At 73.8% G+C, this 26,961-nt stretch carries 25 protein-coding genes and 7 tRNA genes; 21 read left to right on the forward strand and 11 right to left on the reverse strand.

The genetic code is table 11. The annotated features are described in order from the left end of the window. Positions 1-6 precede the first annotated feature (6 nt). The 5 genes from RLT58_RS29715 (at position 7) to RLT58_RS29735 (ending at position 8,201) form a co-directional block, all read left to right on the forward strand. Complete coding sequence (locus RLT58_RS29715) at positions 7-684, forward strand: GNAT family N-acetyltransferase (RefSeq protein WP_311313442.1); 678 nt, start codon at positions 7-9, stop codon at positions 682-684. Positions 685-804: 120 nt separating this feature from the next. Continuing rightward, the gene (gene cbiE, locus RLT58_RS29720) at positions 805-2,037 is read left to right on the forward strand and encodes a precorrin-6y C5,15-methyltransferase (decarboxylating) subunit CbiE (protein WP_311313443.1); all 1,233 of its coding nucleotides are present in this window, start codon (positions 805-807) and stop codon (positions 2,035-2,037) included. Between the two features lie 333 nt (positions 2,038-2,370). Continuing rightward, a complete protein-coding gene (cobT, locus tag RLT58_RS29725; protein ID WP_311313444.1) occupies positions 2,371-5,808 on the forward strand; it encodes a nicotinate-nucleotide--dimethylbenzimidazole phosphoribosyltransferase in 3,438 nt (1,145 codons plus the stop codon). Between the two features lie 256 nt (positions 5,809-6,064). Further along, positions 6,065-7,318, forward strand: a complete 1,254-nt coding sequence (gene cobA / locus RLT58_RS29730; RefSeq protein ID WP_311313445.1) for a uroporphyrinogen-III C-methyltransferase — start codon at positions 6,065-6,067, stop codon at positions 7,316-7,318. Positions 7,319-7,382: 64 nt separating this feature from the next. Further along, on the forward strand, positions 7,383-8,201 hold the full coding sequence (locus RLT58_RS29735) for a TrmH family RNA methyltransferase (protein ID WP_311313446.1): 819 nt from the start codon (positions 7,383-7,385) through the stop codon (positions 8,199-8,201). Between the two features lie 9 nt (positions 8,202-8,210). On the opposite strand, the gene RLT58_RS29740 is transcribed toward RLT58_RS29735, so the two are convergent. Then, positions 8,211-9,509 (reverse strand): serine/threonine-protein kinase, encoded by a 1,299-nt coding sequence (locus tag RLT58_RS29740; RefSeq protein ID WP_311313447.1) that lies wholly within the window; start codon positions 9,507-9,509, stop codon positions 8,211-8,213. 205 nt (positions 9,510-9,714) lie between these two features. Between RLT58_RS29740 and RLT58_RS29745 the strand changes: the two genes are divergently transcribed. The 4 genes from RLT58_RS29745 (at position 9,715) to RLT58_RS29760 (ending at position 11,948) form a co-directional block, all read left to right on the forward strand. Further along, positions 9,715-9,975, forward strand: coding sequence for a DUF8836 family protein (locus tag RLT58_RS29745; RefSeq protein ID WP_311313448.1), 261 nt, complete (start codon positions 9,715-9,717; stop codon positions 9,973-9,975). A 186-nt stretch (positions 9,976-10,161) separates the two neighbouring features. After that, on the forward strand, positions 10,162-10,371 hold the full coding sequence (locus RLT58_RS29750; protein ID WP_311313449.1) for a hypothetical protein: 210 nt from the start codon (positions 10,162-10,164) through the stop codon (positions 10,369-10,371). Positions 10,372-10,613: 242 nt separating this feature from the next. Next, complete coding sequence (locus RLT58_RS29755) at positions 10,614-11,600, forward strand: phosphotransferase enzyme family protein (protein ID WP_311313450.1); 987 nt, start codon at positions 10,614-10,616, stop codon at positions 11,598-11,600. 66 nt (positions 11,601-11,666) lie between these two features. Then, a complete protein-coding gene (locus RLT58_RS29760; RefSeq protein WP_311313451.1) occupies positions 11,667-11,948 on the forward strand; it encodes a TFIIB-type zinc ribbon-containing protein in 282 nt (93 codons plus the stop codon). A gap of 49 nt (positions 11,949-11,997) precedes the next feature. Here RLT58_RS29760 and RLT58_RS29765 read toward each other — a convergent pair. From RLT58_RS29765 to RLT58_RS29785, 5 genes are all read right to left on the reverse strand, one after another. Next, positions 11,998-12,072, reverse strand: a tRNA-Val gene (locus tag RLT58_RS29765). 23 nt (positions 12,073-12,095) lie between these two features. Then, a tRNA-Val gene (locus RLT58_RS29770) sits at positions 12,096-12,167 on the reverse strand. Positions 12,168-12,186: 19 nt separating this feature from the next. Further along, positions 12,187-12,258: transfer RNA gene (locus tag RLT58_RS29775), tRNA-Val, on the reverse strand. A gap of 1 nt (position 12,259) precedes the next feature. Then, positions 12,260-12,333: transfer RNA gene (locus RLT58_RS29780), tRNA-Cys, on the reverse strand. Positions 12,334-12,370: 37 nt separating this feature from the next. Next, a tRNA-Gly gene (locus RLT58_RS29785) sits at positions 12,371-12,443 on the reverse strand. Positions 12,444-12,606: 163 nt separating this feature from the next. Between RLT58_RS29785 and RLT58_RS29790 the strand changes: the two genes are divergently transcribed. The 3 genes from RLT58_RS29790 (at position 12,607) to RLT58_RS29800 (ending at position 15,374) form a co-directional block, all read left to right on the forward strand. Further along, positions 12,607-13,644 (forward strand): chorismate-binding protein, encoded by a 1,038-nt coding sequence (locus RLT58_RS29790; RefSeq protein WP_311314697.1) that lies wholly within the window; start codon positions 12,607-12,609, stop codon positions 13,642-13,644. After that, positions 13,641-14,462 carry an aminotransferase class IV gene (locus tag RLT58_RS29795; RefSeq protein ID WP_311313452.1) on the forward strand — a complete coding sequence of 274 codons (822 nt, stop codon included), beginning with the start codon at positions 13,641-13,643 and terminating at the stop codon, positions 14,460-14,462. Before RLT58_RS29790 ends, RLT58_RS29795 begins: the two co-directional genes overlap by 4 nt. A gap of 75 nt (positions 14,463-14,537) precedes the next feature. Further along, a complete protein-coding gene (locus RLT58_RS29800) occupies positions 14,538-15,374 on the forward strand; it encodes a GNAT family N-acetyltransferase (RefSeq protein WP_311313453.1) in 837 nt (278 codons plus the stop codon). Positions 15,375-15,395: 21 nt separating this feature from the next. Here RLT58_RS29800 and RLT58_RS29805 read toward each other — a convergent pair whose 3' ends face one another. Beyond that, entirely contained in the window at positions 15,396-15,911 is a 516-nt protein-coding gene (locus tag RLT58_RS29805) for a DsbA family protein (RefSeq protein WP_311313454.1), read from the reverse strand. 178 nt (positions 15,912-16,089) lie between these two features. Here RLT58_RS29805 and RLT58_RS29810 point away from each other — a divergent pair, with 178 nt between their 5' ends. From RLT58_RS29810 to RLT58_RS29825, 4 genes are all read left to right on the forward strand, one after another. After that, positions 16,090-16,545, forward strand: a complete 456-nt coding sequence (locus RLT58_RS29810) for a hypothetical protein (protein WP_311313455.1) — start codon at positions 16,090-16,092, stop codon at positions 16,543-16,545. Positions 16,546-16,763: 218 nt separating this feature from the next. Next, entirely contained in the window at positions 16,764-17,783 is a 1,020-nt protein-coding gene (locus RLT58_RS29815) for a LacI family DNA-binding transcriptional regulator (RefSeq protein ID WP_311313456.1), read from the forward strand. Between the two features lie 77 nt (positions 17,784-17,860). Next, a complete protein-coding gene (locus tag RLT58_RS29820; protein WP_311313457.1) occupies positions 17,861-18,832 on the forward strand; it encodes an acetylxylan esterase in 972 nt (323 codons plus the stop codon). A 155-nt stretch (positions 18,833-18,987) separates the two neighbouring features. Next, positions 18,988-19,143 (forward strand): hypothetical protein, encoded by a 156-nt coding sequence (locus tag RLT58_RS29825; RefSeq protein WP_311313458.1) that lies wholly within the window; start codon positions 18,988-18,990, stop codon positions 19,141-19,143. 4 nt (positions 19,144-19,147) lie between these two features. Here RLT58_RS29825 and RLT58_RS29830 read toward each other — a convergent pair whose 3' ends face one another. Next, positions 19,148-19,732: a CGNR zinc finger domain-containing protein gene (locus tag RLT58_RS29830; protein ID WP_311313459.1), complete on the reverse strand. Its 585-nt coding sequence runs from the start codon at positions 19,730-19,732 to the stop codon at positions 19,148-19,150. A 308-nt stretch (positions 19,733-20,040) separates the two neighbouring features. After that, positions 20,041-20,454: an SsgA family sporulation/cell division regulator gene (locus RLT58_RS29835; RefSeq protein WP_003959770.1), complete on the reverse strand. Its 414-nt coding sequence runs from the start codon at positions 20,452-20,454 to the stop codon at positions 20,041-20,043. 190 nt (positions 20,455-20,644) lie between these two features. On the opposite strand from RLT58_RS29835, the gene RLT58_RS29840 reads away from it, so the two are divergent. Next, positions 20,645-21,136 (forward strand): TIGR02611 family protein, encoded by a 492-nt coding sequence (locus RLT58_RS29840; protein ID WP_311313460.1) that lies wholly within the window; start codon positions 20,645-20,647, stop codon positions 21,134-21,136. A 54-nt stretch (positions 21,137-21,190) separates the two neighbouring features. Next, positions 21,191-21,262 (forward strand) — tRNA-Val (locus RLT58_RS29845). 96 nt (positions 21,263-21,358) lie between these two features. Here RLT58_RS29845 and RLT58_RS29850 read toward each other — a convergent pair. Beyond that, the gene (locus RLT58_RS29850) at positions 21,359-23,866 is read right to left on the reverse strand and encodes an SCO7613 C-terminal domain-containing membrane protein (protein WP_311313461.1); all 2,508 of its coding nucleotides are present in this window, start codon (positions 23,864-23,866) and stop codon (positions 21,359-21,361) included. A gap of 161 nt (positions 23,867-24,027) precedes the next feature. On the opposite strand from RLT58_RS29850, the gene RLT58_RS29855 reads away from it, so the two are divergent. Continuing rightward, a tRNA-Val gene (locus RLT58_RS29855) sits at positions 24,028-24,099 on the forward strand. A gap of 63 nt (positions 24,100-24,162) precedes the next feature. Here the strand turns inward: RLT58_RS29855 and RLT58_RS29860 are convergent. Continuing rightward, positions 24,163-24,888, reverse strand: a complete 726-nt coding sequence (locus RLT58_RS29860; RefSeq protein ID WP_311313462.1) for a 3'-5' exonuclease — start codon at positions 24,886-24,888, stop codon at positions 24,163-24,165. A gap of 190 nt (positions 24,889-25,078) precedes the next feature. On the opposite strand from RLT58_RS29860, the gene RLT58_RS29865 reads away from it, so the two are divergent. Both RLT58_RS29865 and RLT58_RS29870 read left to right on the forward strand, forming a co-directional pair. Continuing rightward, the gene (locus RLT58_RS29865) at positions 25,079-25,645 is read left to right on the forward strand and encodes a DUF4365 domain-containing protein (protein ID WP_311314698.1); all 567 of its coding nucleotides are present in this window, start codon (positions 25,079-25,081) and stop codon (positions 25,643-25,645) included. Next, on the forward strand, positions 25,645-26,910 hold the full coding sequence (locus RLT58_RS29870; RefSeq protein WP_311313463.1) for a hypothetical protein: 1,266 nt from the start codon (positions 25,645-25,647) through the stop codon (positions 26,908-26,910). Before RLT58_RS29865 ends, RLT58_RS29870 begins: the two co-directional genes overlap by 1 nt. Positions 26,911-26,961 lie beyond the last annotated feature (51 nt).

Raw genomic sequence — 26,961 nt, forward strand, 5'->3', positions numbered from 1 at the left:
TGCTGCATGCTGTGCCTTTACACGGTCTTCGGCATGGAGCTGCGCATGACTTCCACCTTTCCGGACATCTCCATCAGCACGGACCGGTTGGTGCTGCGCCCGTTCGACATGGCCGACGTCCCCGCGTACATCGAGATGATGAACGACGAACTCGTCACCGCCTGGACCGACGCCCCGCACCCCTACACCCAGGTCGACGCCGAACGCTGGGTGCGCAGAATCGCTCCGGCACAGCGCACCAAGGGGGACGGCATCGTCCTGGCCGTCACCGAGTTCCTCACCCAGCGCCTCGTCGGCTCGGTACGGCTGCGCAACACCGACTGGCGCACCCTCGCCACCGAGGCCGCCTACATCACCGCCCCCTGGGCGCGCGGCGAGGGCTACGCCACCGAGTCCGTACTCGCCCTGGCCCAGTGGCTCTTCCGCGACCAGGGATTCGAGCGCATCGAACTGCGCACCGCCGCCGACAACACCGCCTCCCAGCAGGTCGCCCAGAAGCTCGGCTGCATCAGCGAGGGAGTCCTGCGCAACGCCCGCATAGCGCGCTCACAGACCGAGGACGGCGGCTGGACCGACATCCGGACCGACCTGATCGTCTGGGGGCTGCTGCCCGAGGACCTCGAAGGAGTCGCAGAACAGCTCGCCGACGCCGGTGGATACGGCACCTACAACGACTGGAACTGACGCCCCGGAGCCCCCGGCACCGCGCCGCGACGGACCGGGTAACCTCACCCTGCCCGGGACGACAACTCCCACCTGCGACGACATCAGACGACATCGGGCGACACAGGAGACGGACAACAGATGGCCGACCGGGTCACAGTGATCGGCTGGGACGGCTCACCGCTGACCAGAGCGGCCACCGCCGCACTCTCCGCCGCCACCCTGGTCGCCGGCGCCGCCCACCACCTCGCCCTGCCCGAAGTGCCCGGGGGAGCGGAACGCATCCGCCTCGGCTCGGTCGATCTCGCCGCCCGCCGCATCGCCGCCCACCGGGGCAGCGCCGTCGTCCTCGCCGACGGCGACCCCGGCTTCTTCGGAGTCGTACGCACCCTGCGGGCCCCCGAACACGGCCTGGAGGTCGAGGTGGTCCCCGCCGTCTCCTCCGTCGCCACCGCCTTCGCCCGCGCCGGCATGCCCTGGGAGGACGCCCAGACGGTCGTCGCCCACCCCCGCACCCTGCGCCGCGCGGTCAACGTCTGCCGCGCCCACCACAAGGTCGCCGTCCTCACCTCGCCCGGCGCGGGCCCCGCCGAACTCGCCCTGCTCCTCGAAGGCGTCCACCGCACCTTCGTCATCTGCGAGGAACTCGGCACCGACTGCGAACAGGTCACCGTCGTCACCTCCGACACGGCCGCCGACCACGTCTGGCGCGACCCCAACGTCGTCATCGTCATCGGCGGCGGCCCCGAACAGCGCGCCGAGGGTGCCTGGATCGCCGGCCGCCACCCCGCCTACCCCCAGGGCGTACGCGGCTGGGCCCTGCCCGCCGACGCCTACCGAGGGACCGGCCCCGCCCGGGAGAGCGGCGAGGGCGAGACCCCAGGCCTGCGCGCCGCCCAGCTCGCCCACCTGGGACCCCGCACCGGCGACCTGGTGTGGGACATCGGTTCCGGCAGCGGGGCGCTCGCCGTGGAGGCCGCCCGGTTCGGCGCCGCGGTCTTGGCCGTGGACGAGGACCCGGACGCCTGCGCCCGCACCACCGCCGCCGCCCGGGCCTTCGGGGTCCAGCTCCAGGTCGTCGAGGGCCGCGCCCCGCACGTACTGGAACGGCTGCCCGAACCCGATGTCGTACGGATCGGGGGCGGCGGCGCCCCCGTCGTCACCGCCGTCGCCGACCGCAGGCCCGAGCGGATCGTCACCCACGCCTCCACCCGCGACGAGGCCGAGAGCCTGGGCGCGGCCCTCACCGAGAACGGCTACACGGTCTCCTGCTCGCTGCTGCAGTCCGTCGAACTCGACACGGCCGCGTGGTCGGAGCGCGAACGCACGGTCGTCTTCCTGCTTTCCGCACTTCGTTCGGACCTTGCCCCCTGACCCGGCCGCCATGCGGTGCGGGGTAGGCTGGCCGATCGTCGCACCGCTCCCGGACGTTCGTCGCTTCGTTCGTCAATGTCCGGAAAAGAGGACCGTTTTGGCCCTCCTTGTGGTACGGCAGAACCCTGGGACGCGCAACGTGGCGCAGTCCACAGCGAGCCGTGGCGAAATGACCTGCCGCGGCGGCGAACGACCGCGAGAATGCAGGATGTCCGCGACCGATTCGTGCCGCGCGGCGCGCCCGCTCGTTCCACTGGACGAGCACCGGCGTGCCGTGTTCGGGCGTCCCGGGCGAAGGGCCGAAGGAGCACTGACGATGGGCGAGGGGTACGCATGAGTGACACCGGCCAGATCCCGGGCGAGGGACTGCCGGAGAACGCAGGCATGGTGGAGCAGCCGGGCGTCCCCGCCCCGGATGCCTACACCTTCCTCGATCCCTCCGAGCATGCGTCCGAGGACGACGACCTCCTGCTGATGCCGAGCCCCCAGGGCGCCTGGAGCGAGCCCCAGCCGGCCGCCGCACCCGGCCACTTCCCGGACGGCGCCGCCGCACCGGCCCCGCTGCCCGAGCAGGGCGGCTACCCGCAGGCGCAGGGCTTCGACCCGGCGCAGGCGCAGGGCCCCGTGCAGCTCCAGGAGCAGGTCCAGGCCCCGGCGTACGCCATGCAGGCCGCCGCCGAGCCGCTGCCGGAGACCGGGCGCAACACCCATGAGTCCGGCGGCCGCGACTCCGGCTCCGTCGACCTCGGTGCCGTACGCCTCGCGGCCCCCGTCTCCGCCCCGGCACAGGCCCAGCCGCCGGTGGCCCAGACGCAGGCTCCCGTGCGCCGCCCGCTGCACCGCGGCCCCTCGGCCGATTCCGGACCGTCCTACGGCGGTACGTCGGGCGGCGGCGTGGTCCGCTCGCTCGCCGACCGGGGACCGGCCGGCGCACCCCAGGCCCAGGCGACCGCACCGGCCCCGCCGCGCCACGCGGGACCCGCCACCGCCGAACCCGAGTACTTCGAGCTGCCGCCCGACGAGGCGGCCGCGCTCCCCGGCCCCCAGCTCGGCGAGATCCCGCCGCAGGGCGTCAGCCAGTGGGTGGCCCAGCCGCAGGAGGCCCCGGCCCCGGCGGCCGTCGAGCCCGAGCCGGTGGCGGCGCAGTCCCCCGCAGCAGAAACGGTCGTTCCGGAATCAGTTGTTCCGGAACCGGCCGTGGCAGAGCCGGTCGCCGAGGCCCCGGCCGCCGAACCGATCGCGGAGCCGGCCGCCGCAGAGCCCGCGGCCGAGCCCGCGGCCGAGCCCGCGGCGGAGGCCCCGGCCGCCGAGCCCGTGCCGGTGGCGCAACCGGTCGAGCCCGTGGTGGCGGAGGCTCAGGCAGAGGCCCCCGCGATGGAGGCCACGGCCGAGCCGCCGGCGGCGGAGGCACCCGCCGAAGCCGCGCCTGCGGAGCACGTGCCGGCAGAGCCCGTCGCCGCCGAGCCCGTGCTCGCGGAAGCCGTGCCTGCGGAGGCGGACCCGGTGCAGGCCGCACCGGCCCACGCGGCGCCCGTCCCGGCCGAAGCGGTGCAGGCCGATGCCGCGCCGGTCGAGCCGGCGCCCGCCGAGGTGCCCGTGCCCGAAGCGGTGGCCGTCGAGGCACCCGAGACAGTGGCCGACGTGGCCGCGCCCGAGGCCGCGCCCGTCGAGGCGCCCGTGGCGGCGGAGCCTCCGGCGGAACCGGTTCCGGACCACGCGTCCCTGGCCGGGTTCGCACCGGTGACGGACTCGCTTCCCGTCGCCCCGCTCCCGGCCCCTGCGGCCGAACAGCCGGTGCGGCCCATCGCGGTGGCGGCGGTGCCCGGGCCCCGGCCCGAGGCCGTGGAGGCGCAGGCGGGCGCCGAGCCCGCCGCCGAGGAACTCCCGGCCCGGCCGGAGCCCGAGTCGGGCCCCGAGGTCATCGAGACCCCGGACCTCACGGAGCCCGTCGCGGAGGCGCCCGAAGCCCCCGCCCCGGCCGCCGGGACGCCGGAGACCACCGAGGCGCCCGAGCAGCCGGAGCAGCCGCTCGTCACCGCGCCGCCGGCCCCCGGCTACGACGACGCCGAGCGCGACGCCGTCCTGCGCGTGATGCGCGAGCGCCGCGACATCCGCAACGGCTTCCGCAGCGACCCCATCCCGCACGAGGTCCTGCTGCGCGTGCTGGAGGCGGCCCACACCGCGCCCAGCGTCGGCCACTCCCAGCCCTGGGACTTCGTGGTGATCCGCTCGGCGGAGACCCGCCGGTCCATGCACGAGCTGGCCCAGCAGCAGCGCGAGGCGTACGCCCAGTCGCTGCCGAAGGCCCGGGCCAAGCAGTTCAAGGAACTGAAGATCGAGGCCATCCTCGACACCCCGGTCAACATCGTCGTCACCGCCGACCCGACGCGGGGCGGCCGGCACACCCTCGGCCGGCACACCCAGCCGCAGATGGCCCCGTACTCCTCGGCGCTCGCCGTGGAGAACCTGTGGCTCGCAGCCCGCGCCGAAGGGCTCGGCGTCGGCTGGGTCAGCTTCTTCGACGAGCGCGAGATGGTCCGGGCGCTCGGCCTGCCCGAACACCTCGAAGTGGTCGCGTACCTCTGTGTGGGCTACGTCGACGAGTTCCCCGAGGACCCCGAGCTGGTGCAGGCGGGCTGGTCCAAGCGCCGTCCGCTGTCCTGGGTCGTGCACGAGGAGACGTACGGCCGCCGTGCCCTGCCCGGCGCGGAGCCGCACGACCTCCTCCAGGAGACCATCTCCAACATCCGGCCGCTGGACGCCAAGGCGCTCGGTGAGGCCTGGGAGCGCCAGAAGCGGATGACCAAGCCGGCCGGTGCGCTCGGCATGCTGGAGATCATCTCGGCCCAGCTGTCCGGGCTCTCCCGGATGTGCCCGCCGCCGATCCCCGAGCCCGCGGCCGTCGCGATCTTCGCCGGCGACCACGGGGTGCACGCCCAGGGCGTCACCGCCTGGCCCCAGGAGGTCACGGCCCAGATGGTGGCCAACTTCCTCGGCGGCGGCGCGGTCTGCAACGCCTTCGCCGCCCAGGTGGGCGCCGAGGTCTGCGTGGTCGACGTCGGCGTGGCCACGGAGCTGCCCGCGACGCCGGGCCTGCTGCCCCGCAAGGTGCGCGCCGGCACGGCGGACTTCACGACCGGTCCCGCGCTCACCCGCGAGGAGGTCCTCGCGGCGATCGAGGTCGGCATCGAGACCGCCCGCGATCTGGTCGCGGCGGGCAACAAGGGCCTGCTCACCGGCGAGATGGGCATCGCCAACACCACGGCGTCGGCCGCCCTGATCTGCGTCTACACGGGGATGGACCCGGCCGAGGTCACCGGCCGGGGGACCGGCATCAACGACGAGATGCACGCCCGCAAGGTCGATGTCGTACGCCGTGCGCTCGACCTGCACCAGCCGGACCCGGCCGACCCGATCGGCGTCCTGGCGGCCGTGGGCGGCCTGGAGCACGCGGCGATGGCCGGGTTCCTCCTCGGCGGCGCCTCGCTGCGTACGCCGGTCGTCCTCGACGGGGTGAGCGCGGGCGCGGCGGCCCTGGTCGCCCGGGCCATCGCGCCGGAGGCGCTGGCGGCCTGCATCGCCGGCCACCGCAGCGCGGAGCCCGGCCATGTCGCGGCGCTCAACAAGCTGGGCCTGCGCCCGCTGGTCGACCTCGACCTCCGCCTGGGCGAGGGGACCGGGGCGCTGCTGGCCCTGCCCATCGTGCAGAGCGCCGCGCGGGCGATGCACGAGGTGGCGACGTTCGACTCGGCAGGCGTCACGGAGAAGTAGCGCGCCCGGACCCCGCTCCTCAGTCGCCGCAGAGGCTTGGAACCACTCAGCCTCGCCGGCGTTCGAGGCGCGGGGTCCGGGCGGAGCCCCGGTCACGGGAAGGGGCGGGGCGGGGAACAGGCCCGCTGCGGGCGCCCCCACCGGCCGCCCCCGACCACCCCCGCACCCCACCCCGTATCGTGAATCCCGCACGTCACAGCCGCTCCAGCGCCGCAGCGGCCGCGCACCCCGCATCGCACGAGGAGCCCGCACCGCCATGGCCGAGCACGCCGATCGCCCCGCCTACCCCGTCGGACTGCGCCTGAGCGGGCGCCGCGTAGTCGTCGTCGGCGGCGGCCAGGTCGCCCAGCGCCGTCTGCCCGCCCTCATCGCGGCCGGCGCCGACATCGTCCTCGTGTCGCCGGCCGCCACCCCGTCCGTCGAGGCGATGGCCGACGCCGGCGAGATCCGCTGGGAGCGCCGCCCCTATGCCGACGGGGACCTCGCCGACACCTGGTACGCCCTGATCGCCTCCGACGACACCGAGGCCAACGACGCGGCATCCGCCGAGGCCGAGCGCACCCGCACCTGGTGCGTCCGCAGTGACAACGCGGACGCCGCCACCGCCTGGACGCCCGCCACCGGCCGCAGCGAGGGCGTGACCGTCGCCGTGCTCACCACCGACGCGCACGGCCGCGACCCCCGCCACTCCGCCGCCGTCCGCGACGCGATCGTCGAGGGCCTGCGCGACGGCACCCTCGCCGCCCCCCACCACCGCACCCGGACCCCCGGCGTCGCCCTGGTCGGCGGCGGCCCCGGCGACCCGGACCTGATCACCGTCCGTGGCCGCCGCCTCCTCGCCGAGGCCGACGTCGTCATCGCGGACCGGCTCGGCCCGCGCGACCTGCTGGACGAACTCCCGCCGCACGTCGAGGTGATCGACGCCGCGAAGATCCCGTACGGCCGGTACATGGCCCAGGAGGCCATCAACAACGCCCTGATCGAGCACGCCAAGGCGGGCAAGGCCGTCGTGCGGCTCAAGGGCGGCGACCCGTTCGTCTTCGGACGCGGCATGGAGGAGGCCCGGGCGCTCGCCGCCGAGGGCATCGCCTGCACCGTCGTCCCCGGCATCTCCAGCTCGATCTCGGTGCCCGGCGCGGCCGGCATCCCCGTCACCCACCGCGGCGTCGCCCATGAGTTCACCGTGGTCAGCGGCCATGTCGCCCCCGACGACGAGCGCTCGCTCGTCGACTGGGCGGCCCTCGCCCGGCTGCGCGGCACCCTGGTCCTCCTGATGGCCGTCGACAAGATCGGTGCCATCGCTGGCACGCTCATCGCCCACGGGAAGTCCCCCGACACCCCGGTGGCCCTCGTCCAGGAAGGGACCACCGCCGCCCAGCGCCGCGTCGACGCGACGCTCGCGACCGTCGGCGAGCGGGCCGTGGCCGAGGACGTCCGCCCGCCCGCCGTCATCGTCATCGGTGACGTCGTCGGCGTCGGACCCGAGGCCGCGGCAGCGACCGAAAAGTAACCAGCGGTAACGGATCTTTCTCCCGACCGTTGGCACCACACACCGGACAAGGCAGTATCAACCTGTGGCTGATCTCATCACCGTCGACGACCCCGACGACCCCCGCCTGAGCGACTACACCGGCCTGACCGACGTCGAGCTGCGGCGCAGGCGAGAGCCCGCCGAGGGCCTCTTCATCGCCGAGGGCGAGAAGGTGATCAGACGCGCCAGGCACGCCGGGTACGAGATGCGCTCCATGCTGCTCTCGGCGAAGTGGGTCGACCTCATGCGCGACGTCATCGACGAGGTCCCGGCCCCCGTGTACGCCGTCAGCCCGGAGCTCGCCGAGCGGGTCACCGGCTACCACGTGCACCGGGGGGCCCTCGCCTCGATGCAGCGCAAGCCGCTGCCGGCCGCCGAGGAACTGCTGCGCACCACCCGCCGTGTGGTCGTCATGGAAGCCGTCAACGACCACACGAACATCGGGGCGATCTTCCGCAGCGCCGCCGCGCTCGGCATGGACGCGGTCCTGCTCTCCCCGGACTGCGCCGACCCGCTGTACCGGCGCTCGGTCAAGGTCTCGATGGGCGCCGTCTTCTCCGTCCCGTACGCCCGCCTCGACACCTGGCCCAAGGCCCTGGAGACGGTACGGGAGGCCGGCTTCAAGCTGCTCGCGCTGACACCCGACGAGAAGGCCAGCAGCATCGAGGAGGCGGCCCCGCACCGGATGGACCAGGTGGCCCTGATGCTCGGCGCCGAGGGCGACGGGCTGTCCACGCAGGCGCTGGTCGCCGCCGACGAATGGGTACGCATCCCGATGGCCCACGGCGTCGACTCGCTGAACGTCGGCGCCGCCGCGGCGGTCGCCTTCTACGCGGTGGCCACGGGCCGCCCGGAGAGCTGAGCCCGCAGGCTACCGCTCGCCTGGCGCCGGGGCCTGGACCCGGACGACCTGCCCCGGATCCGCGCCCAGGCCGCGCGGCGGACCCTGGCAGCCCTGGGCCGCCGCGATACCGAGGGCCACCAGCAGCGTCACCACCACGAAGACGACGAGCCGCTGCCGGAGCAGCCTCGGGTTGGCCGGGCGGCGGCCGGTGGAGGTCGTCCGGGTGCCCGGCCGCGTCCCCGGCCTGCCGTTCGTCCCGTTGGTGCCCTGCGGCCGCCGTCCCGGACGCGTCGACCGCCCCGGCTGCTGCTGAGCCGGACGCGAACCCCCGGTGCGCGGCGAGGAGGGACGGGGCGCCGCCGGCCGGCCCTGCGGACGCGCGACCGGGGCGGGCCCGGCGGCCCTGCGGGTCTGCTGCTCGGTGTACGGGCCGTCCAGCCGCCCGGTCGGCCGGTCCGCCTCCTGCGCCGAACGCTGGGCGGGCGGCCGGCTCTCGTGCAGCCCCTGCGCCTCCCGCGCCGCGATCTCCTTGAGCCGCATGGAGAGCTGGAGCGTGCTCGGGCGCTCCTCCGGATCCTTGGCCAGACAGGCGCTCACCAGGGGTGCGAGCGCGTCGTGCACATCGAACAGCTGGGGCTCCTCGTGCACCACGCGGTAGAGCATGACCTCGGAACTGCCGTGCCCGAAGGGTGAATCGGCCATCGCCGCGTACGCCAGCGTGGCGCCGAGGGAGAAGACGTCCGTCGCGGGCGTCACCGCCGCGCCCCGCACCTGCTCCGGCGCGAGGAAGCCGGGCGAGCCCACCGCCGTACCGACGTGCGTGAGCGTGGAGGCACCGGTCGCCCAGGCGATGCCGAAGTCGATGATGCGCGGGCCCTTGGGGGAGAGCAGGATGTTCGACGGCTTCAGGTCGCGGTGGACGACTCCGGCCTCGTGCACCGCCACCAGACCCTCGGAGAGCGCCGCCCCGATCGAGGCCACCTCGGCGGCCGACAGCGGGCCCTCCTCGGCCACCTTGTCGTGCAGCGAGGGCCCCGGCACGTACTGCGTGGCGAACCAGGGGCGGTCCGCCTCCAGGTCCGCGGCCACCAGCCGGGCCGTACAGCCGCCGCGGATCCGCCGGGCGGCGGACACCTCGCGCGCGAACCGCGAACGGAACTCCTGATCCTCCGCCAGGTCCGGGCGGATCACCTTGAGCGCCACCCGCTGGCCCCGCCGGTCCGAACCCAGGTAGACGACACCCATGCCGCCCGCCCCGAGCCGCCGGTGCAGCCTGAACGAGCCGACGACACGCGGGTCCTCGCGCCGGAGCCGCATCATCGCCATGTCTGCCCATCCCCGCTGCCTGGTACGCCTGACGAGGCACAGCTTACGTACCCGCCGCCCGGGGCGCTCAGAGGCCGCGCCCTCGCCGGGGAATCGATTGTCAGTGCCGGGTGGGAAACTTGAGGAGTGGTCAGGGCGCTGCGGATCCAGGCGCCCCGGCCCGTGCGAGATCTCAACGGTCCGTCGCAGAAGGGGGATTGGATCAGTGAAGGGCGATCGAGTCGAGATAGTCGTGGACGCCGGGGACACGACCCGGACCTACGAAGTGGTGGCCTCCAGGGCGGGCCGCAGGGTGGAGACAGCGGTCCGTCGCGGTGTGGTCGAAGTGAGTGAAGTCACCCGGAACGGATCAGTGGTGCGCACCGCCCGCTTCATGGCGACCAGGGTCCTCGCCCTGGTCGAACAACCGGTGCCCAGGGAGGACGGCTCCGAGCGTCCCCTCGGGGATGACCCCAAGGCCGGGTAGTCCTGTCTCCACCCAGGGGAGTACGCCGGGTACCCACGGCTCATCCTCCGGGAGGCCCGGCATTCGGTACGCGGGCATGACGCCGCCGCGTTCCCGGATCCCTAATGTTGAGGTCAAGCGGCGGGCGTTGCACTCGTCCCCCGAGGTCAGACGCCCGCCGCTCCACAACAGGTCAGGAGAGGAACCATGGCGGACACGGCAGCGCGGACCATGATCCGCACGCAGGGACGCAGGGCATCCGCCTCGTTCGGCAGCCGCCCGTCGTCCGGCAAGCGCCACCCCCTGGTGGCGACGGTCATGGTTCTTCCTCTGGCGGCCCTGCTCGCAGTCGTCTTCGGCGGCTGGGACGCGGTGGTCACACAGGCGTCGTCCGTGGGCGTGATGCTGGGGCGCTGAGCGGCGCCCCGGGTCCGGAAGAGCGGTCCGGACCGGGACATCCGGCCAACAACCCCGTGGGGACGGGGGTGCGGCGGACGGCAGCGTTTGTCCGGTCAGCTGGGGAGCTGACCGGACATCGCGCTGTCCGGGCCCGATTCCGGCGACCGCCGTCCGCCCACGACACGGCCCGGCGCCTCCACGTACGCTCGGCGCCGGGCACGGCGCCGCCGGCCCGCAGAGCCGCACCACCGGGGGAGTCCGTGACCAGCCCAGTCGTACGCGCCCTGGGCGCCCTCGCCCGGCAGGCAGCCGGGACCGGCCTCCGGCCCTCGCCGTCCCCCGGCGTCCTCGCCGACCGGGCGGACGGGACCGTCGTCCGCTGCGGCTCCGTCGTCGCCAAGGCCCACGCTCCCGGCACGGACACCGACGCCCTGTCCTCACGGATCGCGCTGGCCGCCGATCCGGCCCTGGCCGGAGTCCTGCTCGCGCCCCTGCCGCAGCCCGGGTCCGCCACCGGGCCCGGCGCCGCCTCCCCGTACCTCACCGAGCTGCACGGCCGCCCGGTCAGCCTGTGGCCCCACGGGGAGCCCGTGGCCCCGGAGGACCCGGACGCCGCGCCCTGGGAGGAGGCGGCCGTACTGCTGGCGCGTCTCCACCGCCGCGACGCGGGGCGGCTGCCCGGACTGCCGGCCATGCGCGGCCCCGCGAAGGCCGCCCTCGCCGTGGCCCGGATGCGGGCCGCCCTCCCCGGCGACCCGGCCACCGGACCCGTACTCGCTGCCTGGCGCGGGCTGCCGCCCTGGGCTCGCGACGAGGACCGCGCTCCCGCGCACCGGGCGCACCACCTCTGCCACGGCGACCTGCACCTGGGCCAGCTCGTCCGGCACCCCGCGCCGCAGGGGCCCTGGCTGCTCATCGACGTCGACGACGCCGGGCTGGGCGACCCCGCCTGGGACCTCGCCCGCCCCGCCGCCTGGTACGCCGCCGGACTGCTGCCCCCCGACGTCTGGCTCCGCTTCCTGGCCGCCTACCGCGCCGAACGGGGCCCCGCCGTACGGGCCGAGGGCGACCCGTGGCCCGAACTGGACGTGCCCGCCCGCGCGATGACCGTACAGACGGCGGCCCTGGCGCTGGCGAAGGCCGCGACGGAGGGCCGCGCTCCGGATGAGGTGGAACAGGTGATGATCGACACCTGCGCCCGAATTGCCTCTCTCCCGCCCGAGTTGACCGGCGCGGACTCGTCGTAAGGTGAACCGACCCTCGCCGGGCGCATTCCGGCGACGGCCAACCGACGGTGAGGAGTGAGCCCGAACATGCAGTGTCCCAAGTGCCACGCACAGATGCACACGTACAACCGCAACGGCATTCAGATCGAGCAGTGCAGCGGCTGCCGGGGGATATTCCTGGACTACGGAGAGCTGGAGTCCCTGACCCGCATCGAGGCGCAGTGGACGCAGCAGGCCCCGCCCCCGCCGCCCGCCCCGCAGGCCTACCCGTCCGCCCCCGCGCCCGCCTGGGGCGCCCCGCAGCACCACGGCGGACACCACGGCCACTACCGGCAGAAGAGCTTCGGCCGCATGCTCTTCTCCTCCTGAGCCACGGCAACGACGAAGCCCCGGTCGTCGGAACGACCGGGGCTTCGGGTGGTGCGCGATACTGGGATTGAACCAGTGACCTCTTCCGTGTCAGGGAAGCGCTCTCCCGCTGAGCTAATCGCGCAGGGTGACCCTGCGTGTACTGCGTGCGCGATACTGGGATTGAACCAGTGACCTCTTCCGTGTCAGGGAAGCGCTCTCCCGCTGAGCTAATCGCGCGGGGGTCCTTGCGGACCGGTGGACGATACTGGGATTGAACCAGTGACCTCTTCCGTGTCAGGGAAGCGCTCTCCCGCTGAGCTAATCGTCCTTGGAGGTGGAGACGGGATTTGAACCCGTGTAGACGGCTTTGCAGGCCGTTGCCTCGCCTCTCGGCCACTCCACCAGGGGTGGGAGTTCGGGAAGATCCCCCACCTTCTGCGAGCGGACGACCAGGTTCGAACTGGCGACCTCAACCTTGGCAAGGTTGCGCTCTACCAACTGAGCTACGTCCGCTTGTCGGTTCCGGTTCACTTGCGCGTCCCGGCGACGGGTTGAACTCTAGCGGATTCCCGGGCCAGTACAAAAACGCGTTTGCGCAGCGTGCTGCGGTGCGCCCGCCCCGGCGCAGGTCACCGCGCACCGCTCTAGACTCACGGACGTGCACGACCTCGCTCCAATGGCCCGCTTCGGCGGCCTCGTCGCCTTCGATCTGCAGGATGTGACCAGTGATCCCGCAGCTCTCGACTCGTCCGGTTTCTGGGCGGTATCAGCCGATTTCGAGGGCCGGCTCGTCTGCGCCCGCTTCGCCACCGTACGGACCGCCGCCGTGCCCGCCCCGGTGCGGGGTGCCTGGCGCGGTCCCGCGGCGGGCGACTGGAGCTCCTCGCTCGACCGCGCCGCGTACACGGCGGGCGTCCGGCGCATCCGGGAGTACATCGCGACCGGCGAGGTCTATCAGGCCAACCTCTGCCGGGTGATGACGGCTCCGCTGCCCGACCCGGCCGCCGCCGACGTCGACGCGCTCACCGCGCTGCTGGCGCGGGGCAACCCGGCCCCGTACGCAGGAACGATCCGCCTCCCCGCGCACGGCGTGGAGATCGCGACCGCGTCGCCGGAGCTGTTCCTGCGCAGGGACGGCCGTACGGTCGAGTCCGGGCCGATCAAGGGGACCGGCCGCACCGAGGCCGATCTGCTGGAGAAGGACCACGCCGAGAACGTGATGATCGTCGACCTGGTCCGCAACGACCTGGGCCGGGTCTGCGCCACCGGATCGGTCACCGTGCCCGACCTCTGCGCCGTCGAGAAGCACCCCGGCCTCGTCCACCTCGTCTCCACCGTGCGGGGCCGGCTCGCCGACGTGGCCGGCTGGCCGGAACTCCTTGCCGCCGCCTTCCCGCCCGGCTCGGTCACCGGCGCCCCCAAGTCCAGTGCGCTGCGGATCATCGAGGAGCTGGAGACCGCCCCGCGCGGCCCGTACTGCGGAGGCATCGGCTGGGTGGACGCCGACCGCGCCACCGCCTCCCTCGCCGTCGGCATCCGCACCTTCTGGACCGACCGCACCGGCGACGCACCGGTCCTGCGCTTCGGCACCGGGGCCGGCATCACCTGGGGCTCCGACCCGGAACGCGAATGGGACGAGACCGAGCTGAAGGCGGCCAGGCTGCTCGCTGTAGCGTCGGGCGCATACGAAGCAACCGGAAGGACCGCACCATGAGGATCTGGGTCAACGGCGCACTGCGCGGTGCCGATGACGCCCGGGTGTCCGTGCTCGACCACGGGCTCACCGTCGGCGACGGCATCTTCGAGACGGTCAGGACCATCGACGGCAGGCCCTTCGCGCTCACCCGCCACCTCGACCGGCTGACCCGCTCCGCCCGGGGCCTCGGCCTGCCCGCGCCCGACCTCGACGAGGTCCGCCGCGCCTGCGCCGCCGTCATCGAGGCCAACCCGGCCGCCCTGGGCAGGCTCCGCATCACCTACACCGGCGGCATCTCCCCGCTCGGCTCCGACCGGGGCGACGCAGGCCCCGGCCTGGTCGTCGCCCTCGGCGAGGTGGCGCGCAGGCCGGACACCACGGCGGTCGTCACCGTCCCCTGGACGCGCAACGAACGCGGCGCGCTCACCGGGCTCAAGACCACCTCGTACGCCGAGAACGTCGTCGCGCTCGCCCGCGCCCACGAGCAGGGCGCCTCCGAGGCGCTCTTCGCCAACACCGTCGGCCGGCTCTGCGAGGGCACCGGCTCCAATGTCTTCGTCGTCCTCGACGGACAGCTCCTCACCCCGCCGGTCGCCTCCGGCTGTCTGGCCGGGATCACCCGGGCGCTGGCCGTGGAGTGGACCGGGGCTCAGGAGGCGGACCTGCCGTTCGACGTGCTGGACCTGGCCGAGGAGATCTTCCTGACCTCCACCCTCCGGGACGTCCAGGCCGTCCACCGGGTCGACGACCGCGAGCTGCCCGGCGCCCCCGGACCCGTGACCGCCAAGGCGATGCGGATCTTCGACGAGCGGGCCGGGAACGACCTCGACCCGTGACCGGGACGCCCGCCGGCCGGTCCGGCGCGGCAAAAACGGATGACGGCTTCCCGGTCGGGGGATAGAAATCCTCTGATGACCACGACACTCCGGCCGTCCGGGCCGATCCAGTCAGGCGCCGACGGCGCACAGCGGCGCGCGTACGACGTGTGCGACAACGGCCGGCCCGTCGGCTCCATCGAGCTCGCCGTCGAGCCGGGCGCGGGCGGCGCGACGGGCCTGCTGCACTCCCTGCGGATCGACGAACCCGTCCGCAGGCGCGGCAGGGGCACCATCGCCGCCCTGGCCGCCGAGGAGGTCCTGCGCGGCTGGGGCTGTACCCAGGTGTGCGCGGAGGTCGGCGCGGACGACGTCGCGGGACAGCGGCTGACCGCCGCACTCGGCTACACCGAGCGCAGCAGGAACATGGTCAAGACCCTGCCCGGCGGGCCCCCGCCCCCGGCCGACGGGCTCACCGCGCGGCCGATGACGCCCGAGGAGTTCGCGCGCTGGGAGGAGGGGGCGATCTCCGCGTACGCGGAGAGCCTGGTCAGCCGGGGCGCCCCGGCTGCGTCGGCGCTGCGGGCCGCCCGCGCCTCCCACTCCCGCCATCTCCCGGACGGTCTCGCCACCGAGGGAGCGAGGCTGGAGTACCTGCTCCACGAGGGCGAGACGGTCGGATACGTCTGGGTGGCGCGCTTCGAGATGCACCCCGGCCTGACGGTCGGCTACGTGTTCGACGTCGAGGTGCACGAGCGGTTCCGGGGCCGGGGGTACGGGCGGGCGCTGATGCTCCGGGCCGAGCGGATCGCCCTGGACGCGGGCGAGGAGAGGATCGGCCTGCACGTCGTCACGGCCAACACTCCGGCGCTGCGGCTGTACGAGTCGCTGGGCTATGTGCCGACCCGGTACAACCTGGCCAAACCGCTGTAGCGGGCCCGCCCCGCCCGGGGCTCAGGCCTGTGCCGCGAGCAGCCGGTCGGCGATCTCCTCGATCCGCTCCCGCAGCCCCTCCTGGCTCTTCCCGCCGTCGAGAAGCTCACCGCCGATCACATACGTCGGCGTGCCCGTGACCCCGATCGCCTTGCCCTCGGCCTGGTCGGCGTCGACGATCAGCAGGTGCCGGCCGTCGATCAGGGCGGTGTCGAACTCCTCGGCGTCCAGCCCCAGTTCCCGGGCCGCCTCGATCAGCAGCGGCTCACCGGTGCGGGCCAGCTCCTCGGTACGGGCGAGGACCGCTTCGATGTACGGCCAGTCGCCGCCCTGCGCCGCCGCCTCCTCGGCCGCCTGCGCCGCCGCGTACGCGTGCTTGTGCTTCTCCAGCGGGAAGTGCCGCAGCCGGATGTCGAGCCGGTCGCCGTACCGGGCCCGCAGGGCGTGCACGTCGTCGAGGGCCCGGTGGCAGTCGGGGCACTGGAGCTCGCACCAGAGGTCGAGGACGACCGGCGCTGCGGAGGTGGAATCGCTCATGGGACCAGTCTCGCAGGGCGCGCGGGAGGGCATCGACCGGCACCGGTCCGACGCCCCACCCGGCACCTGGGGAGGACCCCGGCCCTGAAATGTCCCTGATCCGGGCCCGGGGCATGGCCGCCCGCCCCGTCACCGGTGCAGGATGGAAGGGACGTTTCCCCTGCGCCTGGAGGCACCGATGCTGGCCGAGACCATTTGTTCCGCGGTGTCCGCGGCGGGCCTGGGCATCGCCGCCGTCACCGCGTACCGCAAGCGGTTCCTCACCGCGACCCGGATCGCCGCCTACTCATTGGTCCCGGTCGGCCTGGTGCTGACCGGTGTCGTGAAGTGGGTGTCGGACATCGCCTTCAAGCCGAGCGTCTGGCTGGGCTTCGGGCTGCTGGGGGTGGCCTGGCTGCTGTTCATGACCACCCGCGCGATCGAACGCAGGGGCGGGGGGACCCGCAAGGAGCGCAAGGCGGCCGCCCGCGCCGCGCAGGGCGAGGCCGTGGCTCCCGCCGCGTCCGCCCCGTCGCTGGGAGCCGGCGTTCCCGCCGCGCAGCCCCGCCGGAAGCCGAAGAAGCAGGGCGCGCCGGCGTCGTCCGGCGACGACTTCAGCGACATCGAGGCCATCTTGAAGAAGCACGGCATCTGACGGCCGCAGACCCTGCCCGCCGCCCACGGCGGGCAGGGGACTCCCGGTGCTGTGAATCGATTCAGCCACGGTCCTTGACGGTGTTCGGTGGCCGGGGCTAGCGTCCCGACCGCATTGAAACAATTCATTCACCCCCGCCCGTGCGATCACGCCGTCCGTACGATGTGGGGTGACGCCGCTTGACGAGTGCGGCCAAGGGCACCAGTGGGGCAGGACAAGTGGCGCGTGTGGCAGGCATCAAGGATGTGGCGCGGCAGGCCGGCGTCTCCGTGGGCACGGTCTCCAATGTGATCAACCGGCCCGAGGCCGTGCTGCCCGAGACGCGCGCCCGGGTGCTGGCGGCCATCGAGGAGCTCGGCTACGTCCGCAGCGAGTCCGCCCGGCAGCTCAGGGCCGGCCGCAGCCGCATCATGGCCCTGCTCGTCCTGGACATGGGCAACCCCTTCTTCGTGGACGTGGCCCGGGGCGCCGAGCGCGCCGCCCGGCAGGCCGGCCTCGGCGTCATGGTCTGCAACAGCGGCCAGAGCCCCGCGGAGGAGGCCGAATACCTCGGCCTCTTCGCGGAGCAGCGCGTGTGCGGCGTCCTGGTCACCCCCGCCGATGCCACCGGCCGCAACCTCGACTCCTTCAGCCGCCACCGCATCCCCTACGTCCTGGTCGACCGGGTGGCCTCCGGCACCGGCACCTGCGCGGTCTCCGTCGACGACGTGCGCGGCGGCGCCCTGGCCGTCGGCCATCTGATCTCGGCCGGCCACCGCTCGGTGGCCTACGTCAGCGGACCCGGTGACCTGCACCAGATCAGGGACCGCCGGGAGGGTGCGCTGTCGGCCCTCGCCGAGGCAGGACTGGCCCCGGACGCCCTCGTGGAGATCCCCTCCGACCGCCTGGACGTGGCGGCCGGCCGGGACGCCGGGGCCCGGCTGCTCGGCCTCGTCCCCCGCCCCACGGCCGTGTTCTGCGCCAACGACCTGCTCGCCCTGGGGGTCCTCCAGGCGCTGTACGCGGCAGGCGTGCGCGTGCCGCACGACATCGCCATCGTCGGGTACGACGACATCGAGTTCGCCGCTGCCGCCGCCGTCCCGCTCACCTCGGTCCGCCAGCCCGCCGTGGTGATGGGCCGGATGGCCGCCGAACTCCTGCTGGAGGAGGCCGACGACGAGGACGGCCACCACGAGCACCGCAGTGTGGTGCTCCAGCCGGAACTCGTCGTGCGCGCCTCCAGCTCCACGCCCCGCTGAGGCCCCGCCCCTCGCTTCCTGCCCCGTCCCTCTCCTCCCCGTACCGTCGCCTTCCGCATGCCCGAAACGGAGATGCCGTGTCCCTGTTCGACCTGCCCCTGGATCAACTCCGCGCCTACCGCCCCGAGCCCGCCGAGCCGGAGGACTTCGACGCCTTCTGGCGGCGCACCCTCGACGAGGCCTCCGCCCACCCGCTCGATGCCGAATTCCTGCCGTACGACGCCGCGTTGAGCGCGGTCGACTCCTACGACGTGTCGTTCGCCGGCTGGGGCGGACACCGCATACGCGCCTGGCTGAACGTGCCCGCCGGCGCCGAGGGCCCCCTGCCCACCGTCGTCCACTACCTCGGCTACGGCGGCGGACGCGGACTGCCGCACGACCATCTGGTGTGGCCCGCCGCCGGCTGGGCCACCCTGCTCGTGGACACCCGGGGCCAGGGCGCCGTCAACCACCACTCGGCGGGCGCCACCCCCGACCCCTGCGGCGGGGGCAACCCGCAGTCGCCCGGCTTCATGACGCAGGGCATCCTCGACCCCGACACGTACTACTACCGCCGGGTGTTCACCGACGCGGTGCGTGCCGTCGAGGTCGCCCGTGCCCACCCTTCCGTCGACCCCGCGCGCATCGTCGTCCACGGTGCCAGCCAGGGCGGCGGCATCGCCCAGGCGGTGGCCGGGCTCAGCCCGCATGTGACCGCCGCGCTCGTCGACGTACCGTTCCTGACGCACTTCCGGCGGGCGGTCGAGATCACCGACAAGGACCCCTACCAGGAGATCGTCCACTTCCTGGCCACCCAGCACGGCGTCGCCGACCGGGCGTTCCGCACCCTGTCGTACTTCGACGGCGTCAGCTTCGCCGCGCGGGCGACCGTGCCGGCGCTCTACTCGGTGGCCCTCATGGACCTCGTCTGCCCGCCCTCCACGGTCTTCGCCGCCTACAACCACTGGGCGGGGCCCAAGGAGATCGAGGTCTACCCCTGGAACGGCCACGAGGGCGGGGCCTCGGCCCACCGCGCGGTGCAGCTGCGCATGCTGCGCGAGCTGGGCTGAACCGCCGGGCGGCGCGGGGGCGGACGCGGTCCGAAAATGTGCCGGGCCATCGGACGCCGGAGCGATTTCCGGCCACCCCGTGAGGGGTGAACTCCCCTCATGAAAAGGCGTGTTGGTCGCGAGCACGGGTCCGGCTGCGTCATGATCGTCCCGAGATGGTGGACACCTCCCGGGGCGATGCCCCCGCACCCCCTGCCGAAGAGCCGCGCGGCTGCCTCTTCGCGCTGTCCCAGCCGCCCCTGATGATCTTCCTCACGGTCGTCGGCAGCCTGCTGCTGATGGCCGCGTTGCACGATCTCTTCGTGCTGTGAGCGGTCAGCCGGCCGCTTCTCTGCGGCGCGCCCGGTACGCGGCGACGTGCAGGCGGTTACCGCAGGTGCGGCTCGAGCAGTAGCGGCGGGAGCGGTTGCGCGAGAGGTCGACGAACGCGCGCCGGCAGTCCGGCGCCTCGCAGCGCCGCAGCCGCTCCGTCTCGCCCGCCACGATGATGAAGGCGAGGGCCATGCCGCAGTCCGCCGCCAGGTGGTCGGCGAGCGAGGCGTCCGGCGAGAAGTAGTGCACGTGCCAGTCGTAGCCGTCGTGGTTGCTGAGCTGCGGGGTGGTGCCCGCGGCGGCCACCAGTGCGTTCACGAGCGACGCTGCGATCTGTGCGTCGTCCGCGGCGAAGACCTCGGCGAACCTGGCCCGTACGTCGTGCACGGCGCGCAGGTCCTTCTCGCCCAGCTCGTTGACGCCGCTCACGCGGTGGCGCGCGGCGAACGCGTACAGCGCCGCGAGGTCGGCGAGCCCGTCGGGCCCGTCGGCAGGGGGCCCGTCCTCGTGCGGCTCGCTCTCCGGCGCGGTATTCACCAGATCGACCACCGTGTCGAGGGCGATCCGGGTGTCGTGGGGGATCAGCACGCTTTCGCTCCCTGGCCTCCGGCGGGCGGGCGCCCGCCGATGCCGGCTGACTCTACTGCTCGCCCCCGGCGTCCCGGGGGCCTAAGGGGCTCCTGGGGCTACTGAGGCCCCGGACACGCGCCGGTGGGGCCTCCTTCGTCGCCAGGGCCCGTGTGCGGCCGCCTGGCGGCGGCCGGGGGAGCGGTGCACGCGACCGGCGCCGTCACCACGGTGGATTCCGTGATGACGGCGCCGGTGTGTGCCGTATGAGGTTGTCCGCGCGGCACCGTCTCCCCGAGTCGGACGGCGCCGTGCAGTCTCGGCCTGGCTCAGCTCTCGGCCAGGATGTGCGACAACTCCGTGTCGAGATCGAAGTGACGATGCTCGGTGCCCGGCGGAACCGCGGCGTCGGTCCTCTTCAGGAACGACTCCAGGGCCCGTGCCGGGGCTTCGAGCAGGGCTTCGCCCTCTGGGGAGCTCAGTGCGATACAGACGACGCCCTGGCCGTGACTACGGGATGGCCAGACGCGGACGTCTCCGGTGCCGGTGGGCCGGTGCAGCCCCTCGGCAAGGAGGTCACGGGCGAAAACCCACTCGACCGTCTCCTCCGCTCCGGTGTGGAAGGTGGCGTGCACGGCATACGGATCGGCCGTGTCATACCGCAGGCCCGCGGGTACAGGCAGTGAGGACTCGCTCGACACAACGAGGCGCAGGTGCAGCTCGCAGCTGACCGTGGTGTTCATAAGCGCCAGGGCCTTTCGCTCAGTGTGCGCTCGGGGATTCGCACGTCGGCGAAATCGACATGCCACCTACGGTGGCGTTGTAAACCCCTCTGACCGTTTTGTGATCCTTCAGGTAGCTCGTACAGCGGTGTGTAACTTTGAGTCATGCGGCCATTCCAGTGACGAGAGGCGTTCGGGTAGGTTGACCCCCATGAATGCGGAGAGTGACGAGCGGGACGGAGTCGCCGCACCGGCGGAGCCGGCGCCCGCGACGGGGGACACCGCCCCCAGCGGGGCGGGAGAGGTCACACAGGGTGTGACGAAGGAGGACCGGGAGCTCGGCTCCAGAGCGCCCGGGTTCATCAAGGCGTCCAGAGCACTGCACCTGAGCTGGCAGGTCGGCGTCTTCGTGGTCGGCCTCGCCGTGGTCGTGGCCGGCATCATCATGCTGCCGCTGCCCGGCCCCGGGTGGCTGGTGATCTTCGGCGGCATGGCGATCTGGGCGACCGAGTTCGTCTGGGCGCAGCTGGTCCTGCGCTGGACCCGGCGGAAGGTCACCGAGGCCGCCCAGCGGGCGCTCGACCCCAAGGTCCGGCGGCGCAACATCGCGCTCACGGTCATCGGGCTCGTGATCATCGCGGTGCTGGTGGGGATCTACGTGTGGAAGTTCGGAATCGTCATGCCGTGGAAGATCCGCGAGTGACCCGGGGATGGTCGGGGCGCGCCGCTGACATGGGGTAATGTTTGGCGTGCGCCCGGGCGATTAGCTCAGTGGGAGAGCGCTTCGTTCACACCGAAGAGGTCACTGGTTCGAACCCAGTATCGCCCACCCCGGACCGACGGCCCGGAAGCTTCTCCAAGCTTCCGGGCCCTCGGCGTTGTGGTGCGCGGCCGGCCCGGGCACCCCGGGCCGGCCCCTCGCCACCTACCGCATCCGGCCCAGGGCGTCCCGCAGCCGCCGGGCGTCGCGCAGCCGCTTCTCGTACGTCGCCCCCACCGCCAGCAGCAGCGCCCCGGCCAGCGCCGGCGCCACCCAGCGCGGCATCGCCCCCACCACCTGCACCACGTAGGGCGCCAGCTCGTGCAGCGCGTCCAGCGCCAGCACCGTGCCGCCCAGCACCAACAGCGCCTGGAGCCGCAGCCGCGCCCCCACCAGCGTGATCACCAGCGCCGCCGCACCCAGCAGCAGCGGACGCGGCCAGTGCGCGTCGGTCCACGCGGCGAAGAGCGACGGCACCAGCGTCGCCGCCAGCCCCGCCCCGTACGCCGTCCACGACGACGCCGACGGGTCGCGGCGCCTGCGCAGCACGCCGATCACCAGCGCGGGCACGGTCACCGGCACGGTGTACGCCTCCGGGGAGGACACCCCCGACGCCGACAGCCTGACCCACGCCGCCAGCACGAACAGCACCGTCGCCAGATACCCGGCCACCGGACGCCGCTCCGGGCGCAGCGCCGTCGCGGCCGCCAGTACCCCGCACAGCGCCAGCACCAGGGCCAGGAACCGCAGATCGCCCAGCGCCATCACCACGGCCACCAGACCCGTGACGGCACCCGTCACCTCGACCGGTACGGCCACCGCGCGCCCCTTCAGCCGCGCACCCAGCAGCACCGTCACGGCCGGCACGGCCAGCACCAGCGGAGCCGCCCGATGCACCGACAGCTCCAGGGACGCACCGAGCGCCGCGGCCATCACCGCGGCACAGACCACCGCCGCAGACGCCGCGGACGCCTGCACCGTCACCAGCACCCGCGACGGCGACGCGACCGAGGGGGCCTCCAGCACCACCGATGCGGTCGTGAACACCACCAGCAGCACCCCGAACGACGTGTACGTGGTGGGCTCCGTGCCCAGCGACAGCAGCGCCGCCTCCACCGCACCGGCCGACCCGATCACCGCGGCGGCCGACGCGACCCCCGAGGGACCCCGGCGCAGACCGTCCACCGCCAGGGTGAACGCCCCGGCCACCAAGACCAGTTGCATCGCCAACGCCGCCGCGTAGGACAGATCCAGCGCGGCCGGCAGCACCGTCAGGCCGGCCCATCCGAGCACCACGGCCGACGCACCCACCGTGCCCCGCCCGCCGGAACCGGCACCGGTCACAGGCTCGGCCCACCGCAGCACGCCCTCCCACGACCGGTATGCCGCCCCGAGCACCACGGCCACCAGCAACAGCACCACCGGCGCCGCCACCATCTCGGCCCACGGCAGCCCCGTCGCGCCCACCGCACCCCGCGCGCCGTCACGCGGCACACCCGACCACACCTGGCCCAGCTGCGTCACCGCACCCATCGACACCACCGCGACCGGGGCGAGCGAGAACAGCACCGAAGCCACCGTCACCAGCCCCGAAGCCCACATCAGCCCCTGCCGGACCGGGCCCCCCAGCGGAGCCCGTACCCCCAGCAGCAGCGCCCCGCCGCACAGCAGGTATACCGGCACCACCCAGCCGGCGGGCACCCCCGCGGCCGGCACTCCGCCCACCGCGGCCACGGCCGCCAGACCGGCCACCGTGCCCCCGACCCCCGCAGGCCCCGGGGCCGCCGACCGGGCACCCACCAGGGCGATCGCCGCACCGGCCAGCAGCAGCGCCCCCGGCGCCACCGCACCCGACGGCTCCCCGGCCGTCACCGACTCCACCAGCGCCACCAGCAGCCCGGCCGCACCCGTCCACCCCAGACCGGCACACGCCACGGCCCGCACCACCGCATCCTTGCACCGGACCGCGATCGCACAGTCGACCGCCGCCGTCGCCAGCAGCGCACCCGCGAACACCAGGGCGTCCGCCCGCTCCGCCCACGCCCACAGCACCAGAGGCAGTTGCGCGCTGAGCACCGCCAGCGGCAACGGCAGCCGCAGCCGGTTCAGAAGCAGCCCGTAGGCCGCCCACAGCACGGCGAGCACCGCCGAAGCGGCCGCGGCATAACCGAGCCCGCCCGCATCCGGCACCGCCACCCGGTGCAGCGCGTACGCATCGAGCACCATCAGCACCGACGCCAGCCCCGCCAGCGCCTCGGCCGTCGAGGACAGCCCGCGGCGCAGCAGCAGCGCGGGCGCGGCCAGCACCGCAGCCGTCACGGCCCCCAGCACCGCGCTGCGCCCGCCGATCCCCATCTCACCCCAGCTGACCAGGGTGAACGCGAGCGCCGCGATCGTCAGCAGCAGCCCGCCCAGGGTGAGCAGCACGTTCTGCGCACTGCGGGAGCGCGCCGCAGGAGCCTGCGGCGCGAACGGGGGAGCGGGCGGCGTCGAGACCCGGCCCGGCGGGGAGAACGGCACCCCGGGCGGGGCGGCCGGCCGCGGAGCCGGTGCCTGCAGCACGCTCACCAGCCAGGCGCGACGGGTCAGCAGCTGGGACCGGCGCAGATCGAGCCGGGCGAGCTCACGGTCGAGGATCGCCAATTCCTCGGCGGGTGGCGGCAGATGTTCCATGGACGTGAGTGTGGCGCCCGCCACGCCGGGGGGACATGCGTGCGGGTACTCAGATCGCGGGCTGAGTACCCGCGCACACCCCGCCGGACACCGCGCCCCCGGCGCGCCCGGAAGCGGTTTGAACCACACCCGCCGAGCCCTGTATCGTTCAACCCGTTCCCGGGCGATTAGCTCAGTGGGAGAGCGCTTCGTTCACACCGAAGAGGTCACTGGTTCGAACCCAGTATCGCCCACCCCGGGAAAGGCCGGTCCGTCAGCACCACCGACGGACCGGCCTTCGCGTGTCCGGCACCCGCTCACGCCGCGGCGCGCAGCTCCGGACGCAGCGGCCAGGCCGGATCCACTGTCTCCGGTGTCCCGCTCCTGGCGAACCACGCCTGGAGGCCGCGCGCCTGAGCCGCGTGCCACACCGCCTGGAGCGTGTGCAGCTCCGCCGGTGTGAGCCGTTCGAGCCGGGTGGCGAACCTGCGCCCCACCGCCCGGACCAGCTCCAGCGACGCCGCCGCGTCGGCCGCCGCGTCGTGCGCCCCGTCCAGCACCACGCCGTACAGCTCGCACAGATCCGTCAGCGTGCGCCGCCCCTTGCGGTAGCGGTCCAGATGCTTGTCGAGCACCCGGGGATCCAGCACGCGCAGCGACGCCGGCTCCAGATACGCCGCCAGCGACGACGTCCGGTGCCGCTTCAACTCCCGGTCCAGCAGCGTCAGATCGAACGGCGCGTTCATCACGACCAGCGGCCGGCGGGCCGCGCACTGCTCGGCCAGCGCCCGCGCCACCTCCTCCACCACCGGCGCGGGCCACCGCCCGTTGCGCTGGAGGTGGTCGTCCGTCAGCCCGTGGATCTCCGTCGCCCCCGCGGGCACCGGCACCCCCGGATTCACCAGCCAGCGGGTGACGCGCATCCGCCCGCCCGCACTGTCCTGGACCACGAGGGCGGCCGAAACGATCCGGTCCTCCTCGACGTCCACTCCCGTCGTCTCGGTGTCAAAAGCGGCCAGCGGCCCTTCGTACCAATGACTCATCCCCGAACTCCTCGCGCCCGCGCGGCAGATGGCGTGATTCCCCTGCCCGGTTCGGTGATACCCGCACCCTTTGCCTGATACGCCGTTTGCGGGCCGCGCTGTGCGGTGACAACACAGGTGAAGGAGCCGGAAGTTGAACCGACCCGGCATCCCGAACCCCATCGGCACAGCCCGGAAGGCATACGGAGCCATGGCGCTCGCGCAGCCCGAACCGAGTGGGCTGCTGCCCCAGCGGACCGCACCGCTGCGCGGCGCACTCGCCACCACCGCCTGCATGGAGACCCTCCAGGTGGGCTACTTGCACGCGGTCGCGGCCGCGGCGGGCTGTTCCCTGTCGCAGCCCTTCCCCGACAACGGCATCGACTGGCACGTCAGCCACGGAGCCCCCGGCCATGTCGTCGACGACGAGGTGACCATCAAGGTCCAGCTGAAGTGCACCTACCAGATACCGGCCCGGCCGCCCGGCGCGAGCTTCGCCTTCACGCTCGACAACGCGCACCTCGTGAAGCTCGCCAGGACCCCCGTGTCGGTGCACAAGATCCTGGTCGTGATGCTCGTGCCCCGCAGCCAGGACGACTGGCTGCGGGCCGGGCACGACAGCCTCGACCTGCGGCACTGCTGTTACTGGACCAACCTGGCCGGCCACGCCGTGACCGGCCGGCACCGGACCACCGTACGGATCCCGACCTCGCGCATCTTCGACGACCGAGCACTCTGCGAGATCATGACCCGTGTCGGGGCGGGAGGGAGACCCTGATGCACCGGCCGATGGACGAGTCCGTCAACGAAACGTTCCCGACGGCCAGCCGGCCCCACCCGGCCGAACTGCCCGGGACCTGGCCCGCCGGACCCGCGCAGGCCGGCGCCCTGCCCGACCCGGCCCGCGTCGATCCCGCGGTGCTCGGCGCCCTGCTCGCGCGGCACGGCTGGCAGCGGCGCGGCGGGGCCGCCGGACGCTACAGCCGCTGGACCCCGCCCGGACCGCCCGCCCCGCCGGGCGGCTCCACCAGCCTGCTCGTGCCCGACACCACCGCCTTCCCCGACAGCGAGGACCTGCTGGCCGAGGCCCTGACCGCCCTCGCCCGCAGCGCCGCGCCCTCCGCCCGCGACGTCCTGGTCTCCCTCACCGTCCCCGGCGACGAGATCCACTGGTGGCGCGAGGTCCCCGAACCCGCCGCCGGAGCCGCCAGCTGGACCGGCGCGGAACGGATGCACGGAGCGGCCCGCCAGATACTGCTGGCCGGCGCGCTCGCCGTCCGGGGCCGGGCCGGCTACCACGGCGCCCGCCACCGCCGCCGCGCCCTCGCCGCGCTCGGCCCCGTCCTCATAGGGCCCGCACCCGGTGGCCGTTCCCTCACCGCCCTCGTCCCCGTCGAGACGGGCCGATCCGTCGCCGTACGGCTCTACCACGCCCTGCACGCCGCCCGGGAAGCCGTCGACTACCAGCGGGCCACCGGCGGAATGGAGGCCTTCGACACCGCCGTCGAGGCCGGGGTCAGCCGCGAACTGACCGAGGCCCTCATCGCCCTCGTCCGGGGCTCGGAGGGCGCCGGTATCGCCGTGCGGTGGGCACCCGCCGCCGGAACCCCCGACGGCTGCCCGCTGCACCCGGAGCCCGTGGAGTTCTCCCCGGGCGACCTGCCCGCCCTGCGCCGGGCCGGTGCCCGTTACCTCCGGGACGAACCGGCGGTGACGGTACGGATCACCGGCGCCGTCGTACGGCTGCGCCGCTCCGGACCGCGCGGGGCCGGAATCGTACGGCTGCGGGTGCTGGCGGGCGCGGAGGTGCCGCACGTACGGCTGGAGCTGGACGAGGAGGCCTACCGGATCGCGGGCCAGGCCCATCTGGTGGGGCTGCCCGTGCGGGTGGAGGGACGGCTGGAGAGCCGGGGCGGCTTCCGCCGGCTCACCGGGGCCTCGCAGGTGGTTCCGGTGCAGGTGGACGACGCGGAACGGGACCGGCTGATGAAGTCGCTCCAGGAGAATGTCGACTATTTCGAGGAGGCGTGCGCGGGGGAGTAGCGGTACGGGAGAGGCTGGGAGGCGGCCCTTTCGCTAAGGGGGCCGTCGGCT

The sequence above is a fragment of the Streptomyces sp. ITFR-16 genome (assembly GCF_031844705.1).
In the GTDB taxonomy this organism is placed as follows: Bacteria; Actinomycetota; Actinomycetes; order Streptomycetales; family Streptomycetaceae; genus Streptomyces.

Excerpts from the sequence above, each read along its gene's own strand:
- RLT58_RS29800 (WP_311313453.1), top strand. The coding sequence starts at position 14,538 with ATGACCACGACACTCCGGCCGTCCGGGCCGATCCAGTCAGGCGCCGAC.
- RLT58_RS29715 (WP_311313442.1), top strand. The coding sequence starts at position 7 with ATGCTGTGCCTTTACACGGTCTTCGGCATGGAGCTGCGCATGACTTCC.
- cobT (WP_311313444.1), top strand. The coding sequence starts at position 2,371 with ATGAGTGACACCGGCCAGATCCCGGGCGAGGGACTGCCGGAGAACGCA.
- RLT58_RS29805 (WP_311313454.1), bottom strand. The coding sequence starts at position 15,911 with ATGAGCGATTCCACCTCCGCAGCGCCGGTCGTCCTCGACCTCTGGTGC.
- RLT58_RS29835 (WP_003959770.1), bottom strand. The coding sequence starts at position 20,454 with ATGAACACCACGGTCAGCTGCGAGCTGCACCTGCGCCTCGTTGTGTCG.
- cobA (WP_311313445.1), top strand. The coding sequence starts at position 6,065 with ATGGCCGAGCACGCCGATCGCCCCGCCTACCCCGTCGGACTGCGCCTG.
- RLT58_RS29750 (WP_311313449.1), top strand. The coding sequence starts at position 10,162 with ATGGCGGACACGGCAGCGCGGACCATGATCCGCACGCAGGGACGCAGG.
- RLT58_RS29860 (WP_311313462.1), bottom strand. The coding sequence starts at position 24,888 with ATGAGTCATTGGTACGAAGGGCCGCTGGCCGCTTTTGACACCGAGACG.
- RLT58_RS29870 (WP_311313463.1), top strand. The coding sequence starts at position 25,645 with ATGCACCGGCCGATGGACGAGTCCGTCAACGAAACGTTCCCGACGGCC.
- RLT58_RS29790 (WP_311314697.1), top strand. The coding sequence starts at position 12,607 with ATGGCCCGCTTCGGCGGCCTCGTCGCCTTCGATCTGCAGGATGTGACC.
- RLT58_RS29760 (WP_311313451.1), top strand. The coding sequence starts at position 11,667 with ATGCAGTGTCCCAAGTGCCACGCACAGATGCACACGTACAACCGCAAC.
- RLT58_RS29825 (WP_311313458.1), top strand. The coding sequence starts at position 18,988 with ATGGTGGACACCTCCCGGGGCGATGCCCCCGCACCCCCTGCCGAAGAG.
- RLT58_RS29850 (WP_311313461.1), bottom strand. The coding sequence starts at position 23,866 with ATGGAACATCTGCCGCCACCCGCCGAGGAATTGGCGATCCTCGACCGT.
- RLT58_RS29865 (WP_311314698.1), top strand. The coding sequence starts at position 25,079 with ATGGCGCTCGCGCAGCCCGAACCGAGTGGGCTGCTGCCCCAGCGGACC.
- RLT58_RS29810 (WP_311313455.1), top strand. The coding sequence starts at position 16,090 with ATGCTGGCCGAGACCATTTGTTCCGCGGTGTCCGCGGCGGGCCTGGGC.
- RLT58_RS29740 (WP_311313447.1), bottom strand. The coding sequence starts at position 9,509 with ATGGCGATGATGCGGCTCCGGCGCGAGGACCCGCGTGTCGTCGGCTCG.
- RLT58_RS29795 (WP_311313452.1), top strand. The coding sequence starts at position 13,641 with ATGAGGATCTGGGTCAACGGCGCACTGCGCGGTGCCGATGACGCCCGG.
- cbiE (WP_311313443.1), top strand. The coding sequence starts at position 805 with ATGGCCGACCGGGTCACAGTGATCGGCTGGGACGGCTCACCGCTGACC.
- RLT58_RS29840 (WP_311313460.1), top strand. The coding sequence starts at position 20,645 with ATGAATGCGGAGAGTGACGAGCGGGACGGAGTCGCCGCACCGGCGGAG.